This is a genomic window from Mesorhizobium sp. M0833, assembly GCF_040319905.1.
Classification (GTDB): Bacteria; Pseudomonadota; Alphaproteobacteria; order Rhizobiales; family Rhizobiaceae; genus Mesorhizobium.
In genome coordinates this window covers 60,919-77,000 of record NZ_JAMYOQ010000014.1, presented here as the reverse complement: position 1 = coordinate 77,000, position 16,082 = coordinate 60,919, and the positions used below count along the sequence as shown (strand labels likewise).

The 16,082-nt window shown below is 63.1% G+C and carries 13 protein-coding genes and 1 pseudogene; 8 read left to right on the top strand and 6 right to left on the bottom strand.

From position 1 onward, the window contains the following. The first annotated feature begins 75 nt into the window (after window positions 1-75). From NKH98_RS17660 to NKH98_RS17650, 3 genes are all read left to right on the top strand, one after another. Window positions 76-1,083 carry an iron ABC transporter substrate-binding protein gene (locus NKH98_RS17660; RefSeq protein WP_352900129.1) on the top strand — a complete coding sequence of 336 codons (1,008 nt, stop codon included), beginning with the start codon at window positions 76-78 and terminating at the stop codon, window positions 1,081-1,083. Window positions 1,084-1,249: 166 nt separating this feature from the next. Next, window positions 1,250-2,833 (top strand): ABC transporter permease, encoded by a 1,584-nt coding sequence (locus NKH98_RS17655; RefSeq protein WP_352900126.1) that lies wholly within the window; start codon window positions 1,250-1,252, stop codon window positions 2,831-2,833. Beyond that, a complete protein-coding gene (locus tag NKH98_RS17650; RefSeq protein WP_352900123.1) occupies window positions 2,830-3,912 on the top strand; it encodes an ABC transporter ATP-binding protein in 1,083 nt (360 codons plus the stop codon). The genes NKH98_RS17655 and NKH98_RS17650 overlap by 4 nt, the downstream gene beginning before the upstream one ends. 22 nt (window positions 3,913-3,934) lie before the next feature. On the opposite strand, the gene ugpC is transcribed toward NKH98_RS17650, so the two are convergent. From ugpC to ugpB, 4 genes are all read right to left on the bottom strand, one after another. Continuing rightward, window positions 3,935-5,002: a sn-glycerol-3-phosphate ABC transporter ATP-binding protein UgpC gene (gene ugpC, locus NKH98_RS17645; RefSeq protein ID WP_352900120.1), complete on the bottom strand. Its 1,068-nt coding sequence runs from the start codon at window positions 5,000-5,002 to the stop codon at window positions 3,935-3,937. Window positions 5,003-5,009: 7 nt separating this feature from the next. Further along, the gene (gene ugpE / locus NKH98_RS17640) at window positions 5,010-5,858 is read right to left on the bottom strand and encodes a sn-glycerol-3-phosphate ABC transporter permease UgpE (RefSeq protein WP_352900117.1); all 849 of its coding nucleotides are present in this window, start codon (window positions 5,856-5,858) and stop codon (window positions 5,010-5,012) included. Between the two features lie 8 nt (window positions 5,859-5,866). After that, on the bottom strand, window positions 5,867-6,751 hold the full coding sequence (gene ugpA / locus NKH98_RS17635; RefSeq protein WP_352483564.1) for a sn-glycerol-3-phosphate ABC transporter permease UgpA: 885 nt from the start codon (window positions 6,749-6,751) through the stop codon (window positions 5,867-5,869). Between the two features lie 81 nt (window positions 6,752-6,832). Continuing rightward, on the bottom strand, window positions 6,833-8,143 hold the full coding sequence (gene ugpB / locus NKH98_RS17630) for a sn-glycerol-3-phosphate ABC transporter substrate-binding protein UgpB (protein WP_352900114.1): 1,311 nt from the start codon (window positions 8,141-8,143) through the stop codon (window positions 6,833-6,835). Between the two features lie 292 nt (window positions 8,144-8,435). Here ugpB and NKH98_RS17625 point away from each other — a divergent pair, with 292 nt between their 5' ends. Further along, the gene (locus tag NKH98_RS17625) at window positions 8,436-10,868 is read left to right on the top strand and encodes a bifunctional diguanylate cyclase/phosphodiesterase (RefSeq protein ID WP_352900112.1); all 2,433 of its coding nucleotides are present in this window, start codon (window positions 8,436-8,438) and stop codon (window positions 10,866-10,868) included. Between the two features lie 2 nt (window positions 10,869-10,870). Here NKH98_RS17625 and tlpA read toward each other — a convergent pair whose 3' ends face one another. Continuing rightward, window positions 10,871-11,554 carry a thiol:disulfide interchange protein TlpA gene (gene tlpA / locus NKH98_RS17620; protein ID WP_352900110.1) on the bottom strand — a complete coding sequence of 228 codons (684 nt, stop codon included), beginning with the start codon at window positions 11,552-11,554 and terminating at the stop codon, window positions 10,871-10,873. A 35-nt stretch (window positions 11,555-11,589) separates the two neighbouring features. Between tlpA and argH the strand changes: the two genes are divergently transcribed. The 3 genes from argH (at window position 11,590) to lysA (ending at window position 14,554) form a co-directional block, all read left to right on the top strand. Beyond that, window positions 11,590-12,990 carry an argininosuccinate lyase gene (gene argH, locus NKH98_RS17615; RefSeq protein WP_352900107.1) on the top strand — a complete coding sequence of 467 codons (1,401 nt, stop codon included), beginning with the start codon at window positions 11,590-11,592 and terminating at the stop codon, window positions 12,988-12,990. 71 nt (window positions 12,991-13,061) lie between these two features. Beyond that, window positions 13,062-13,268 (top strand): hypothetical protein, encoded by a 207-nt coding sequence (locus NKH98_RS17610; protein ID WP_352900105.1) that lies wholly within the window; start codon window positions 13,062-13,064, stop codon window positions 13,266-13,268. Between the two features lie 17 nt (window positions 13,269-13,285). Continuing rightward, window positions 13,286-14,554, top strand: coding sequence for a diaminopimelate decarboxylase (gene lysA, locus NKH98_RS17605; RefSeq protein ID WP_352900102.1), 1,269 nt, complete (start codon window positions 13,286-13,288; stop codon window positions 14,552-14,554). Window positions 14,555-14,564: 10 nt separating this feature from the next. Here the strand turns inward: lysA and NKH98_RS17600 are convergent, their stop codons facing one another. Further along, a complete protein-coding gene (locus NKH98_RS17600; RefSeq protein ID WP_254816660.1) occupies window positions 14,565-14,867 on the bottom strand; it encodes an ArsR/SmtB family transcription factor in 303 nt (100 codons plus the stop codon). Between the two features lie 63 nt (window positions 14,868-14,930). Between NKH98_RS17600 and NKH98_RS17595 the strand changes: the two are divergent. Beyond that, window positions 14,931-15,873, top strand: a pseudogene (locus tag NKH98_RS17595) (threonine/serine dehydratase). The last annotated feature ends 209 nt before the right edge of the window (window positions 15,874-16,082 follow it).

The following is a 16,082-nucleotide window of genomic DNA, read 5'->3' as shown; positions in this document are numbered from 1 at the left end:
ATGTTGACTGCGCTAGTCATGTATTGGTAGGTGCAGCGTGCCAAGCCAACGACCATCGAAATCGAGGACGACGCCATGAAATATGCTCTTTCCGCCCTTGCCGGTGCGACAGCACTTGCAATCAGCCTGATCGCCGGCCCGGCAATAGCAGAGGACGAGGGCATCGTCGTCTACAACGCCCAGCACGAAAACCTGACCAAGGCCTGGGCGGAGGGATTCACCAAGGAAACCGGCATCAAGGTTACCGTCCGCAATGGCGGCGACAGCGATTTCTCCAATCAGATCGTTGCGGAAGGCACCGCTTCGCCCGCCGATGTATTCCTGACGGAGAATTCGCCGGCCATGGCATTAGTCGAGGCGGCCGGCCTGTTCGCACCGGTCGACACCGAGACGCTGGCCCAGGTTCCGCAGGAGTACCAGCCGGCGAGCGGCAAATGGGTCGGCGTCGCCGCGCGCAGCACGGTCTTTGCCTTCAACAAGACCAAGCTGGCCGCCGACCAGCTGCCCAAATCGCTTCTCGATCTCGCCGATCCGAGCTGGAAGGGCCGTTGGGCCGCATCGCCCTCCGGCGCCGATTTCCAGGCGATCGTCAGCGCGCTTTTGCAGCTCAAGGGTGAGGCAGCGACGGCCGAATGGCTAAAGGGCATGAAGGAGAATTTTGCCGCCTATAAGGGCAACAGCACGGTGATGAAGGCGGTCAATGCCGGCGAGGTCGAAGGCGGCGTGATCTATCACTATTACTATTACGGCGATCAGGCCAAGACCGGCGAGAACAGCAAGAACGTCGAGCTGCACTATTTCAAGCACCAGGATCCCGGTGCTTTCGTCTCGGTTTCCGGCGGTGGCGTGCTGGCCTCGAGCAAGCACCCTAAGGAAGCGCAGGCTTTCCTGAAATGGGTCACCGGCAAGGGCGGCCAGGACGTGCTGAAGACAGGCGATTCGTTCGAATACGCAGTCGGCAAGGGCGCCGAGTCCAATCCGAAGCTGGTGCCGCTGGCCGATCTGCAGGCGCCGAAAGTCGACCCGACGACGCTGAACTCGAAGAAGGTGACCGACCTGATGACGGCGGCCGGCTTGCTTTAGCCGGCGTTCGTCCTAAAAGGGCAACCGACTGCGCTCCTGTGGGAATTCGCTTTCCGCGGGAGCGCTCTGTTTTCAAGATGGCATTTGTCCATGACCACAAGCTGCTCGCCGCATTCGCCGACGATTGTTTCCGCCTTCGGGCGGAAACGGCACAACGTCTGATCTGATGCAGTCGGCGATCGATCTCGCACCTTCAGGCTTGCCAGCCGATACCACGGCCGTGCGGGCACGTCGTTGGTCGGTCTCATGGATTGCGCTGGCCGCCGTCTTTGTCTCGCTTTTCGCGCTGCTGCCACTTGCCTTCATCGTCTGGGTGGCGGTGCAGACTGGCTGGGAAACCGTGGCGGCGCTGGTGTTCAGGCCGCGCGTCGGCGAACTTCTGGTCAACACCAGTCTGCTGGTGGTGCTGACCGTGCCGATTTCGATCGTGCTGTCGGTGGCGCTGGCCTGGCTCACCGAGCGCAGCGATCTGCCGGGGGCCCGCCTATGGGCCTGGTTGTCGGTGGCGCCGCTCGCCATTCCCGCCTTCGTCCACAGTTACGCCTGGATCACCATGGCGCCCAGACTGCACGGCCTGTGGGCCGGCGTGCTTGTATCGGTCATCGCTTATTTCCCGTTCCTCTATCTGCCGATAGCGGCAGCTTTGCGCCGGCTCGATCCCGCTCTCGAAGATGCAGCAGCGGCCCTCGGGCTTGGCCCATGGCGCGTGTTTCGGCGTGTCGTGCTGCCGCAGCTCCGACTCGCCATTTGCGGCGGCTCGCTGCTGGTCGGCCTGCACCTCCTGGCCGAATACGGGCTCTATGTCTTCATCCGCTTCGACACCTTCACCACCGCGATCGTCGACCAGTTTCAGTCGACCTTCAACGGTCCCGCCGCCAACATGCTGGCCGGCGTGCTGGTGACCTGCTGCCTTGTGCTGCTCGGGCTGGAGGTGCTGGTGCGCGGCGAAGAGCGCTATGCCCGCGTCGGTTCGGGTGCTGCGCGCCAGCAGCAGCGCACGAGCCTTGGGCGCGTCACCATTCCTTGCCTGCTGCTGCCTGCCATTACCACGCTACTGGCGCTCGGCGTGCCGTTCGCCACCATCGGCCGCTGGCTCATGGCCGGCGGCGCCGATGTCTGGCGGCTCGACGAGATCGGCCTGGCGCTTGGCCAAACGCTGTTCCTGGCGATTGCCGGGGCGCTGCTCGCCACCATCGCGGCAATGCCGATGGCGTGGATCTCGATCCGCGCGCCGGGAAGGCTGCAACGCGTCCTGGAGGCCTGCAACTACATCGTCGGCGCGTTGCCAGGCGTTGTCATCGCCCTGGCGCTGGTCACCATCGCCGTGCGTATCGCCATGCCGCTCTACCAGACCCTGTTCACTATCCTGGTTGCCTATGCGCTGATGTTCCTGCCGCGCGCCCTGATTAGCCTCAGGGCGTCGATCGCACAGGCGCCGGTCGAGCTCGAACGCGCCGCCTCCAGCCTCGGCCGGTCGCCGCTCAAGGCGCTGTGGTCGACGACCATCCGCCTGTCGGCGCCGGGCGCCGCAGCCGGCATGGCGTTGGTCGCGCTGGGCATCATGAACGAATTGACCGCAACCCAGATGCTGGCGCCCAACGGCACCCGCACTCTGGCCATGGCGTTCTGGTCCTATAGCGGCGAGATCGACTATGCGTCGGCAGCGCCTTATGCCCTGATCATGGTGGCGATGTCGCTGCCTTTGACCTGGCTGCTCTACGTCCAGTCGAAGCGGATGGCCGGGCGATGAGCTTTCTCGAGCTGAGCGGCATCCACAAGCACTACGGGCCCGTCGCAGCACTTGCCGGCGTCGACCTCAGCGTGGCCAGCGGCAGCCGTACGGCAATCGTCGGGCCGTCCGGTTGCGGCAAGACCACCTTGCTGCGGCTGATCGCCGGCTTCGAGGCGCCGGACCAGGGCCGCATCGTGCTCGATGGCGAGGTGCTGGCCGATGGCGACACGGCCGTGCCGGCGCATCGCCGCGGCATCGGGCTGGTGGCGCAGGACGGCGCTCTGTTCCCGCATCTGAGCATCGCCGCCAATATCGGCTTCGGCATGGGGCGTCACGAGGAAAAGCGCAGTGAGCGCATCGCCGAGCTCGCCTATGTCGTCGGACTGGACAAAGGAATCCTGAAGCGCCGTCCGCATGAGCTCTCCGGCGGCCAGCAGCAGCGCGTCGCGCTCGCCCGCGCCATGGCCATGAAGCCGCGGCTGATGCTGCTCGACGAGCCGTTCTCGGCGCTCGACACCGGCCTGCGCGCCTCGATGCGCAAGGCCGTGGCCGAGCTCCTTGAAACCGCCGGCATCACCACCATCCTGGTCACCCATGATCAGGCCGAGGCGCTGTCATTCGCCAGTCAGGTCGCGGTGATGCGCGACGGCAAATTCTCGCAGGTCGGCACGCCGCGCGAGCTCTATTTCAGGCCGAAGGACAGGATAATCGCCGAGTTCCTCGGCGACGCCATCGTCTTGCCGGCCAGGATCGCCGATGGCTTCGCCACCTCGCCGCTCGGCAGCATCGCCGTCGACAGCACCGAGCGGCGCGACATCGCCCGCATCATGCTGCGGCCCGAGCAGGTGCTGCTGAAACGAACCTCGCGTGAAGGCATGTCGGGCACGCCGGACATGCTGTTCGGCGAGGTCACGGAATCCGAATTCGCCGGCTCGATGTGCACCATCGCCGTGCGTCTCTTGAACAGTCCCGATCCGCCCGACGCGGCCGCCATCGGCAACACACCATTGATCCTGCGCAAGCCGGGCATGGACGCGCCGGCCGTCGGCGAGATCGTGCGGCTGACCGTGTCGGGCAAGGCGCATGTGTTTGCCTGAACGGTTTTGCGCAAGGCCGATTTCAATCGACCCGTTTGCCCGCTTGATCGAACCAATGCAGCTTTTCGGACCTGGCCACGACGCGCAATCGGTCGCCTGGCTTGGCGCTGGCGCGGCCTGAGACGCGCACCACGATGCGGCTGCCGGCTGCCACGCAATGGAGAAAGCTTTCGGCACCGACCGGTTCGACCGCTTCCACTGTCGCCGGCAGCGCGAGCGCGCCGGCCGGCGCCTCTGCCGCGAAGGTGATATCGGCGTCCTCCGGACGAAAGCCCAGTGTCACCGCCTTGCCCTGTCGAGGCGCCAAGCCAATCACCGTACCGTCGGCCAATACCAAGCTTGGGGAGGCCCCTGTGAGCGCCAGCAGATTCATCGGCGGTGCGCCTATGAACGAAGCGACGAAGGTCGAGGCCGGTTTCTCGTACACATCAAGCGGCGCGCCGGTCTGCTCGACCAGTCCGGCGTTCATGACGACGAGGATGTCGGCCAGCGTCATCGCCTCAAGCTGGTCGTGCGTGACATAAACCGAGGTGACGCCAAGCGAGCGCTGCAGATTCTTGATCTCGATGCGCATCTGCCCGCGCAATTTCGCATCGAGGTTGGACAGTGGTTCGTCGAACAGGAAGACCTTCGGGTTGCGCACGATGGCGCGACCCATGGCGACGCGCTGGCGCTGACCGCCTGAAAGCTCGCGCGGGCGCCGGTCGAGCAGCGCCGAAAGCTCCAGCACCTTGGCCGTCGAGCGTACCCTGCTATCGATCTCGTCCTTCGGCGTGCCGCGGTTGCGCAGGCCATAGGCCATGTTGTCATAGACCTTCATATGTGGGTAGAGCGCGTAATTCTGGAACACCATGGTGATGTCGCGCTCGGTCGGGCCGATGGCGTTGACCACCTTGCCGTCGATGGCGACTGTACCGGCCGAAATGGTCTCCAACCCGGCGATCATCCTCAGCAGCGTGGACTTGCCGCAACCTGACGGGCCGACCAGCACGCAAAGCTCCTTGTCGGGAATGGCGATGGAGACGCCCTTCACGGCTTCGACGCCGCTGGGATAGACCTTCTTCACGTCCTTCAGATCGACGGTCGCCATCAGAGTCTCACTTTTCGGATTCGACCAGGCCGCGCACGAACCAGCGTTGCATCATCACCACGACGAGAATCGGCGGCACGATAGCCAGCATTGCCGTGACCATCACGAGGTGCCATTGGGTGTCGGCATCGGCGAAGGAAACCATCTTTCTCAGCGCGATGACGATGGTGTTCATGTCGCTGCTGTTGGTGACGAGCAGCGGCCAAAGATACTGCGTCCAGCCATAGATGAAGAGGATCACGAACAGCGCGGCGATGTTTGTCCGCGACAGCGGCAGGAGGATATCAAAGAAGAAGCGCCATGGCCCGGCACCGTCGACACGCGCCGCCTCGACCAATTCGCCCGGTATGGTCATGAAGAACTGGCGAAACAGCAGCGTTGCGGTGGCCGAGGCGATCAGCGGGACGATCAGGCCGGCATAGGTGTCGATCATGCCGAGATCGACCATCACCTTGTAGGTCGGCAGGATGCGCACCTCGACTGGAAGCATCAAGGTGATGAAGATCAGCCAGAAGAAGGTCATGCGCAGCGGAAAGCGAAAGAACACGATCGCGTAGGCCGACAGGATCGAGATGAAGATCTTTCCGACCGCAACGCCGAGCGCCATGATCGTGGTGTTGAGGAGCAGCCTGCCGACGCTGACCCCGCCGATACGGCCGATGCCGCCGAACAGCGCCTCACTGTAGTTGTTCCATAGCTGGCTGCCCGGCAAGAGCGGCAGCGGCGGCCTGAGGATCGTTTGCAGCGTGTGCGTCGAGGCCACGAAGGTGTAGTAGATCGGAAAAGCCACGATCAATATGCCGAGGATGAGCACGGCATGGGCGATGAAGGTGCGGAGCGAGGACTGGCCGATCATCGCTGCCCTCAGCCGTAGTGGACTTTGCGTTCCACATAGCGGAACTGGATCGCTGTGAGCGCGATGACGATGGCCATCAGGATGACCGACTGCGCCGCCGAGTCGCCCAGGATCAGATTGACGAAGCCGTCATTGTAGACCTTGTAGACCAGCGTCTCGGTCGTCTTGCCCGGCCCGCCGCCGGTGACGGCATGAACGATGCCGAACGTGTCGAACAGGGCATAGACGGTGTTGACGACCAGCAGGAAAAAGGTTGTCGGCGCAAGCAGCGGGAAGACGATGGTCCAGAAGCGCTTGGTTTCGCCGGCGCCGTCCATGGCCGCCGCTTCGATCAGCGTTTTCGGCACCGCCTGCAGGCCGGCGACGAAGAACAGGAAATTGTAGCTGATCTGCTTCCAGGCAGCCGCCGACACCAGCAGGATCATGGCGTGGGTGCCGTTGAGCAGTGGGTCCCAGGCAATGCCGAGGCTTCTCAGCAAATAGGCCAACGAGCCTATCGAAGGGTTGAACAGAAACAGCCACAGCATGCCGGCAATCGCGGGCGCCACAGCATAAGGCCATATCAACAGTGTGCGGTAGAGGCCTTTGCCGCGCACGGCCTTCTCGGCCATGACCGCGAGCAGCAGGGCCACAACCATGGCAACGATCGCGGTCGCAAGCGAGAACACCACCGTAACCTTGATCGAGTTGAGGTAGGCCGGATCGGCCAGCACCTTCCGGAAATTGGCAAACCAGACGAACCTGCTCTTCAGCCCGAACGGGTCTTGCCTGAGCATCGACTGGTAAAGCGCCTGACCGGCCGGCCAGTAGAAGAAAACCAGGGTGATGGCGAGCTGTGGCGCCACCAGCAGGTAGGGCAGGATCTTGTTGGGAAAGACGACGCGTGGAGACAGGCTGATTTCCCTCGCTATCCAGGCATCGCCCACGCGCGCTCGCGTGGGCGATATTCCAACCGACTGACCGAGACGATCTCGTTAGTTGTCCAGGGCTTCCTTGATCGCGGCGTTGCCGCGCGCGACCGCATTGTCGAGCGCCTGCTGGGCGGTTTGCTGGCCGGCCAGCATCTTCTCCAGCTCCTCGTTCTGGATATCGCGCACCTGCGGCAGATTCGGCAGGCGCACGCCCTTCGAATTGTCGGTCGGCGACTTGCCGATCATCTGCAGGATGGGTGTCTCGCGGCCGGGGTTCTTGTCATAGAAGCCTGATTTCTTGGTCGCCTCGTACGCGGCGAGCGTCACAGGCAGGTATCCCGACTTCTGGTGCAGGTATTCCTGCACATCAGTCTTGGACAGATAGGCAAAGAAGGCGGCAACGCCCTTGTATTCCTCGTCCGACTTGTTGCCGAACACCCATAGGCTGGCACCGCCCGGCGTCGTGTTCTGCGGAGCACCCTTGGCGTCACTGTCGTAGGGAAGCTGGCCGATGCCATAGTTCATGCCGGACTTGACGATATCGCCGAGGCCGCCCGACGATTCGGTGAAGATGCCGCATTCGCCGGCGAGGAATATCTGCTTGGCTTCGGAGGTGCGGCCGCCATATTTGAACGTGCCGTCCTTGGCCAGGTCGGCGAGCGCCTGGAAGTGGTTGACGAAAATCGGCGCATTGATCTTGAGTTCGATATCGCCGCCGGCCAGGCCGTTCTGCTGGGTGGCCCAAGGCACGTCATTCCACGCCGCGAAATTCTCCAGATGAATCCAGGTCAGCCAGGTCGAGGTATAGCCGCAAGAAGCGGCGCCGCTCGTTTTGATCTTCTTGGCGGCTTCCCAAACCTCGTTCCAGGTCTTGGGCGGATTGTTCACGTCGAGGCCTGCCTTCTGGAAGATGTCCTTGTTGTAGTAGAGGATCGGCGAGGAGGAGTTGTAGGGGAAGGACAGCATGGTGCCGTCCGGCTTGGAATAATAGCCGACGATGCCGGGCAGATACTGGCTCTTGTCGAAAGTCATCCCGGCGCCGGTCATCACATCGGCCACCGGCTTTATCGCACCCTCGGCCGCCATCATCACGCCGGTGCCGACGTCGAACACCTGGAGGATATCGGGCGCTTGCCCGGCACGAAAGGCAGCGATGCCGGCATTCAGCGTCTCCGGATAGGTGCCCTTGAACACCGGAACGAGCTCATATTCGCTCTGGCTGGCGTTGAAATCCTTGGAGATCTTGGCGACGACCTCGGCGTTGGCGCCGGTCATGGCGTGCCACCAGCTGATCTGCGTGACGGCGAAGGCGGAGGTGGTGGAAAGCAGGGTCACGGTGGCGGCGATACCGGCCGCAAAGCCGAAGAACTTCATGTTTCATCTCCCGTTTGTCATTGGCGAAAGGGGCACCTCCGCAAAGCCAATATGTGGCGCTGATGACAATCGGACAACGGTTTTGTTGCCGATCAATGAACTCCATTCCTTCCTAAAGTGCACTCGCTACCGAAACCGGGCGTCAGAAACGACATCACCGCCTTTTTTGGCGCAGCGGCATCGGTTTTCCCCCGAAAAGACCCGCCTCATGGCCTACGGGTTAACTATTCGTTAAAATCTCCAAGAGCTAATCCGTCACACCTCCCTGTTAGTTTTGACCGAGTGAACCAGGATGCTGACGGTCTATAATTGTATCGTAAATCAGCACGACCTGAGACTGGTTGCGCTCGCCGCACTCGTCTGTGGAATTTCTTGTTTCTCTGCGGTTAATCTCCTTAAGCATGTCGGCCGATCGACCGAGCGAAACCGGCTTGTCTGGCTGATGATCGCCGCGGCCTCGACCGGGTTCGGCATATGGGCGACGCATTTCATCGCCATGACCGCCTTTACGCCGGGAATACCGAACGCATACAATCCGGGATTATCCGCCTTTTCGCTTGCCGCCGCCGTCATCCTGACCGCGCTTGGGATGTGGGTCGCCACCTTGCGGCGCGGCATCGACCATTTCCTCGTCGGTGGCGCCATTCTCGGCGGCGCCATCGCGACGATGCACTACATCGGCATGGCCGCTTTCGAGGTCGAAGGCCGGGTCGTATGGAACCTGCTCCTTGTCGCGATATCGCTTCTGGCCGGCGTGACCCTTGCGGCACTGGCGCTCCTGGTCGTCTTGCGCCGCCCGTCAGCGCTCGCGACTCTCGGCGGCGCCGCGCTTTTGACGCTGGCCATTTGCAGCTTGCATTTCATCGCGATGGCCGCGGTGTCGATCATTCCGGATTCCTCGATTGAAATATCCGAACATTCCATCGAGCCCATTTCCCAGGCCTTTGCCGCAGCGGTCGCCAGCCTTGTAATCCTTGTGCTGTCAGGTGCCGCGCTGTGGATCGATCTGCGCTTTCGCCACCAGAAGCTCGAGGCCGAGCGCATGCACGATCTCGCCAATGCGGCGGTGGAAGGTCTGATCGTTTGCGATGGCACCCGCATCGTCAGTGCCAATGACAGTATGGCGAAGCTGACCGGAACAGCGACAGCCACCCTGAACACGATGCAACTCGGCGAGCTTTTCGACGGACAGAGCACAGCCGCTATGTCCGGCTTCGGCGAACAGGCGCAGGAAGCGACATTAAGGGGCAGCGACGGCGCGAGAATTCCTGTCGAGCTGATCGCCAGGAAGATCACCTACTGCGGCAGGCCTCATACGGTGCTTGCCGTTCGCGACATCCGTGAGCGCAAGAAGGCAGAAGAAGAGATCCTCCGCCTCGCGCATTTCGATCCGCTTACCGGGCTTGCCAATCGGCGGAGCTTTTCTTCCCGGCTGGAAGCGGAATTCGCCTCGATGGATCGTGGCGGCAAGGATGGATATCTGGCGCTCCTGCTGCTTGACCTCGACCGGTTCAAGCAAGTCAACGACCTCTACGGCCACAGCGCCGGTGACGCGATGCTGCAGAAGCTCGCGCACTGCATTTCCGGCATTCCGCGCCACGGACAGATGCTCGCGCGTCTCGGCGGCGACGAATTTGCCATCATAGCTCCGAACCTCCCCGACCCCCTGGCCGCAGGCCGGATAGCCGAGGACTTGCTGGCGGCGATCCGCGAGGAAAACAGGGTTTCGGTCGGCTCCGGCCTCGTCTCGGCCAGCATCGGCATCGCCTTCTTTCCGCTGGATGCCGAAGACCAGGCCGGCCTGATCAGCCACGCCGACACGGCACTCCATCGCGCCAAAACCGAAGGCAGGGACACTTACCGGTTTTTCGAGATAGCCATGGGCACCGCGGCCCGCGACAAGCGCGTGATGGAGCATGAATTGCGCCAGGCCATCGCCCGCAAGGAGTTCCACCTCGTCTACCAGCCTCAGAAGGAAATCCGCGGCGGCAGGATGATCGGCTTCGAAGCCCTGGTCCGGTGGCAGCACCCTGAGCGGGGTGATATTTCTCCGGCTGTTTTCATCCCCGTGGCCGAGGACAGTGGCGCGATCGCCCAGATCGGCGACTGGGTGCTGACGACGGCTTGTAACGATGCTGCTCGCTGGACAAATCCGCTGATGGTCGCCGTCAACGTCTCCGCCGTGCAGCTTCACAATCCGAACTTCAGCCGCAAGGTGCATGACGCACTGGCGAGGTCCGGCCTGGCACCCGGCAGGCTGGAACTGGAGATCACCGAAACAGCCCTGGTGAAGGATATGCCCCGCGCGCTGGCGGCGTTGAGGCAGGTCAAGGCGCTTGGCGTGCATGTAGCGATGGACGATTTTGGCACCGGCTACTCTTCGCTGTCCAACCTTAGCGCCTTTCCTTTCGACAAGATCAAGATCGACGGCTCGTTCATCAAATCGGTCGACAAGAACGCCCAGTTCGCGGCGATCGTCCGCGCCGTGCTGGGGCTTGGACGCGGTCTCGGCCTACCGGTCCTTGCGGAGGGCATCGAGACGCCGGGTGAATTGCAGTTCCTGGATGCCGAGGCTTGCGAGATCGGGCAAGGCTATTACCTCGGCAAACCGGCTCCGATCGAGACGTTCGGCGAACTGACGGGCGTGGCTGCTCCGGCAATCCGCACAGCCAGCCGACGCGGCGCAAGCATTGCCGTGCTCAAGCCGCGCCTGCGCACGGTCTGAGCCTATCCCGGCTGAAGCGCCGCCTCGACCAGACGCTTGGCATCCGGCCCCGACCATTCGGCCGGGCCGTTCATATGGGCGATGAGGCAGCCTTGCCCATCGATCAGCATGGTGACGGGCAGACCTAGCGCCAGGCCGCGCGTCTTGACGTCGTTGAACAGCGCCATCGTCGCATCGCGATAGTAGCCGAGCGACTTGACGCCGGTGTCCTCCAGGAATTTCTTCGGTTTGGCATCGTCGCCGGCATCGACGTTGACGGCAACAACCTGAAACGCATCGCTGCCCATCTCCTTCTGCAGCGCATCGAGCGCCGGCATTTCGGCGCGGCAAGGTGCACACCATGTCGCCCACAGATTGAGCAACACCGTCTTGCCGGCATGATCGGCGATCGTCGTCGGCTTCCCGTCGGGGCCGTTGAACGCAAGGCTTTTCAGCGATTGCGGCGGATCCGCTGGCAAAAGCGCGGCAACCTGGCCGGCAGCAGCGGCGGCGATCTTCTTGGCACGGTCGGTCTTGGCGACGCAGGCGGCGTCGTCCTTGCCGCCGCCGGCGGCCACTTGCGCGGGCGCCTTGTTGCCAGAACTGCTTTCCCTGACATATACCGCGACCGCGCCGGCCAGCATGCCCGCAACCAAAGCGGCGAGGATGAGACGCAAAGCCGGGAAGAATCTATTGCCGTCTGCCATTTTTGAAAAACTGCTCCGGAGCACGGGTTATAGCGATGAACGACAAGAAGGCCAGCAACCAGATGTGGGGCGGACGTTTTGCCTCGGGTCCGGCCGCAATCATGGAAGCGATCAACGCGTCGATCTCGTTCGACCGCAAACTCTATGCGCAGGATATTCGCGGCTCGATCGCCCATTGCCAGATGCTGGCGCAAACGGGCATTATTTCGGCGGCCGATCAAGAAAAAATCACTCACGGGCTGAACACGATCCTGGCAGAGATCGAGGCCGGCACATTCGAGTTCTCCACCAGGCTGGAAGACATCCACATGAATATCGAGGCCCGTCTGGCCGATTTGATCGGCCCCGCGGCTGGCCGCCTGCATACCGCCCGCTCGCGCAATGACCAGGTGGCGGTCGACCTCAGGCTGTGGGTCAAGGACGAGTGCTTTCGCGCCGCCGAGGCGCTGAAGGGCCTGATCGCGGCGTTCCTGGATCGGGCCGAGGAGCATGTGGCAACGGTGATGCCGGGCTTCACCCACATGCAGGCGGCGCAGCCGGTGACCTTCGGCCATCACTGCATGGCCTATGTCGAGATGTTTGCGCGCGACCTGTCTCGCGTCCGCGACGCGATTGAGCGTATGGATGAAAGCCCGCTCGGCGCTGCCGCCCTTGCCGGCACCAGCTTTCCGATTGACAGGCACGAGACAGCGAAGGCGCTTGGCTTCCGCGAGCCGATGCGCAATTCGCTCGACAGCGTTTCGGATCGCGATTTCGCGCTCGAGTTCCTGGGCGTAGCAGCGATCTGCGCGACGCATCTGTCGCGGCTGGCTGAAGAGATCATCATATGGTCGACGCCGCAATTCGGCTTCGTCAGGCTGTCGGATAGTTTCTCGACGGGTTCGTCGATCATGCCGCAGAAGAAGAATCCCGACGCTGCCGAACTGGTGCGCGGCAAGACCGGCCGCGTCACCGGGCACCTCGTCGGCTTGCTGACAGTAATGAAGGGCATGCCGCTGACCTATGGCAAGGACATGCAGGAAGACAAGGAATCCGTCTTCGACGCGGCCGAGACGCTCGACCTGATGCTGGCGGCAATGACCGGCATGGTGCACGACATGACGGTGAACACCGCGGCGATGAAAAAGGCGGCCGGCGCCGGCTATTCGACTGCGACCGACCTCGCCGACTGGCTGGTGCGCACGCTCGGCCTGCCGTTCCGCGAGGCGCACCATATCACTGGCCGGGCGGTGGCGCTGGCCGACGACAGGAAGATCGGGCTCGACAGGCTTTCGCTGGAGGATCTGCAGTCCATTCACCCCGGTATCAGCGCCGACGTGTTTTCGGTTCTTGCCGTGCAGAATTCTGTAAAGAGCCGCACGAGCTTCGGCGGCACCGCGCCGTCCGAGGTGCGCAAGCAGATCCGCTACTGGAAAAAGCGGCTCGCCAAGGCGTAAGACGCGGGGTGCAATGGCCGCAAAACTCGGCTAGAAGCGGCTGCGGGCAACAGTTTCGGACGGATGGCACGATGACCGGAAGCAGGATTTTGGTGACGCTGGCGCTGTTGGCAGCAATGGCCACCGTTGCGGCCTGCGGCAGGAAGGCTGCGCTCGATACGCCCTACGCGGCCGCCGTGCAGGCCCGCAAGGACGCCGAGAAGGCCAAGCAACCTTTGCCGCCGGAACCGGAAAAACCTGTTGAGGACAAGAAATTCATCCTCGACCCGCTGCTCTGATTTTTCGGACCAATCTCGTGAACCATTTCGACTACCGCGACGGCGCGCTGCATGCCGAGGACGTGGCGATATCAGACATCGCCGCCAGCGTCGGCACGCCGTTCTATTGTTATTCGACGGCGACGTTGACCAGGCATTTTCGCGTCTTCACAGAGGCCTTTGCCGGGCTCGACGCCCTCGTCTGCTATGCCATGAAGGCGAATTCGAACCAGGCCGTGCTGAAGGTGTTGGCAAGACTCGGCGCCGGCGCCGACGTGGTCTCGGAGGGCGAATTGCGCCGCGCTTTGGCGGCCGGCATTCCGGCAAGCAAGATCCTGTTTTCGGGCGTCGGCAAGACCGCGCGCGAGATGGATTTTGCGCTCTCGGCCGGCATTCTCTGTTTCAACGTCGAATCCGAACCGGAGCTGGAGCTGCTGTCGGCCCGCGCGACCGCGCTGGGCAAGATCGCGCCGATCTCGCTGCGCATCAATCCGGATGTCGACGCCAGGACGCACAACAAAATTTCGACTGGGAAGGCCGAGAACAAGTTCGGCATTCCCTGGCAGCAGGCACGAGAGGTTTATGCCCGCGCGGCTGAGCTGCCGGGCATCAAGGTCACCGGCATAGACACCCATATCGGCAGCCAGATCACCGAATTGCAGCCCTTCGACGAGGCCTTTGCGCTGCTGGTGGAGCTGGTCGGCGCCTTGCGCTCCGACGGTCATGCCATCGAGCACATCGATGTCGGCGGCGGCCTTGGCATTCCCTACCGCGTCGACAACAACCCGCCGCCTTTGCCCGATGCCTATGCCCGGATCGTCAGAAAGCATGTCGCCGAACTCGGGCTGAAAGTGATGTTCGAGCCAGGCCGGTTGATCGTCGGCAATGCCGGCATCCTGGTCTCGGCGGTGATCTTCGTGAAGGAGGGCGACGCCAAGAACTTCCTCGTCGTCGACGCCGCGATGAACGACCTGATCCGGCCGACGCTTTACGATGCTTTCCACGACATCAAGCCGGTGGCGCAGCAGCCGGCCGCAGCGCCGCGCATGAAGGTCGACGTCGTCGGCCCGGTTTGCGAGACCGGCGACTATCTCGGGCTCGACCGTGACCTGCCCCGGCTGAAATCCGGCGACCTGATCGCTGTCGCCACCGCCGGCGCCTATGGCGCCGTCCAGGCCGGCACCTACAATACCAGGCTGCTGGTACCGGAAGTGCTGGTCGACGGCGACCGCTTCCACGTTGTGCGCCCGCGCCAGACCTATGACGAGCTGATCGGACTGGACTCGGTGCCGGACTGGTTGGAGTAGAACTCTGCAGCTACAGGCGGTGCTGAATGAGCGCCCTGGTTTCGGCGATCCTGTTCTCGTTCCGGCGATAGAATGTCCACTGCTTGATGCGCTTGCTGCGCAAAAGCCCTGCCTGGGTGAGCACGCGCATATGTTCGCTGAGCGTCGCTTGGGTGATCCCCAGCTTTTCCGCGATCAGCAGCGCGCAGACTCCGTCGTCGACCAGATCGCCGTCCGCCTGCGGCGGAAAATGCGCGCGCGGGTCCTTGAGCCAATCGAGGATCTGCAGCCTGCGCTCGTTGGCAATCGCTTTGAAGACGTCGACCTCTTGCATTTAGCTACTTTGCCAAGTTACTAAGTAATGTCAACTCTGAATGTCAGCCCTGGGAGTGAAAGCATGCTGCACGGCCACACGATCACACGCGAGCGCATTGCGGCGATGGAACCCCGCATCCGGCCCTTCGTGCGCCACACGCCGGTGCTGCGCGTCGACATGGCCGATTTCGGCCGCCCGCCTCTGCCGGTCGACCTGAAGCTTGAGTGTTTGCAGCATTCCGGCTCGTTCAAGGCGCGTGGTGCGTTCACCAATCTCCTCGAACGGCCGGTTCCTGCGGCCGGCGTCGTCGCCGCATCGGGCGGCAATCACGGCGCCGCCGTCGCCTATGCCGCCATGCGACTCGGCCACAAGGCGACCATCTTTGTTCCCGAAGTGAGCCCGCAGGCCAAGCTGGACCGCATTCCGCGGCTACGGCGCCGAGCTGATCGTCGGCGGCGCCCGTTATGCCGAGGCGCTGGCCGCCAGCGAGAGCTTCGCCGAAAAATCCGGCGCGCTGCAGATCCACGCCTTCAACCAGGAGGAGACGCTGGTCGGGCAGGGCACGCTCGGCCTCGAAATCGAGGCCGACCTGCCGAAGCTCGACACCCTGCTGGTTGCTGTCGGCGGCGGCGGCCTGATCGGCGGCATCGCCGCCTGGTTTTCCGGCCGCATCAGGATCATCGCGGTCGAGCCGGAGGGTGCGCCGACGCTTCATCGCGCGTTCGCGGCGGGCCGACCCGTCGACGCGCCGGCTGAGGGCGTCGCCGCCGATTCGCTCGCGCCAAAGCGTGTCGGCGAAATGATGTTTCCTATCGCCGAGGCATTCGTCGAGCGCTCGATCCTGGTCGGCGACGACGACATTGTCGCCGCCCAGGCGGCGCTGTGGGACCGCGTGCGAATCATCTCCGAGCCGGGCGGTGCGGCCGCCTTCGCGGCGCTACTGTCCGGCCGCTACGCACCGGCTAGAGGCGAGCGCGTTGCCGTACTGGTCTGCGGCGCAAACGCCAATCCGGCGAAATTCTGACAATATCCGGGGCATTATTGTTCACGTTTTGGGGAACCGCCTCGCCTTCGCCGTGTTTGTTGGTATCCTTGGGGCGATGTGCATCCGCTTGGACGCACGAAGTACGCGCTAAGATTTTAGGTCTTCGCATCGTGCTTCCCGGAAATCGACTTTTCGGGCCCATGCGATAGACTCGTGAGGCTTGGGCTATCCCGCCCGGCCAGGAAGGG

Excerpts from the sequence above, each read along its gene's own strand:
- NKH98_RS17610 (WP_352900105.1), top strand. The coding sequence starts at position 13,062 with ATGACCGGAAGCAGGATTTTGGTGACGCTGGCGCTGTTGGCAGCAATG.
- NKH98_RS17660 (WP_352900129.1), top strand. The coding sequence starts at position 76 with ATGAAATATGCTCTTTCCGCCCTTGCCGGTGCGACAGCACTTGCAATC.
- NKH98_RS17650 (WP_352900123.1), top strand. The coding sequence starts at position 2,830 with ATGAGCTTTCTCGAGCTGAGCGGCATCCACAAGCACTACGGGCCCGTC.
- NKH98_RS17655 (WP_352900126.1), top strand. The coding sequence starts at position 1,250 with ATGCAGTCGGCGATCGATCTCGCACCTTCAGGCTTGCCAGCCGATACC.
- NKH98_RS17600 (WP_254816660.1), bottom strand. The coding sequence starts at position 14,867 with ATGCAAGAGGTCGACGTCTTCAAAGCGATTGCCAACGAGCGCAGGCTG.
- tlpA (WP_352900110.1), bottom strand. The coding sequence starts at position 11,554 with ATGGCAGACGGCAATAGATTCTTCCCGGCTTTGCGTCTCATCCTCGCC.
- ugpB (WP_352900114.1), bottom strand. The coding sequence starts at position 8,143 with ATGAAGTTCTTCGGCTTTGCGGCCGGTATCGCCGCCACCGTGACCCTG.
- argH (WP_352900107.1), top strand. The coding sequence starts at position 11,590 with ATGAACGACAAGAAGGCCAGCAACCAGATGTGGGGCGGACGTTTTGCC.
- ugpC (WP_352900120.1), bottom strand. The coding sequence starts at position 5,002 with ATGGCGACCGTCGATCTGAAGGACGTGAAGAAGGTCTATCCCAGCGGC.
- NKH98_RS17625 (WP_352900112.1), top strand. The coding sequence starts at position 8,436 with ATGCTGACGGTCTATAATTGTATCGTAAATCAGCACGACCTGAGACTG.
- ugpE (WP_352900117.1), bottom strand. The coding sequence starts at position 5,858 with ATGATCGGCCAGTCCTCGCTCCGCACCTTCATCGCCCATGCCGTGCTC.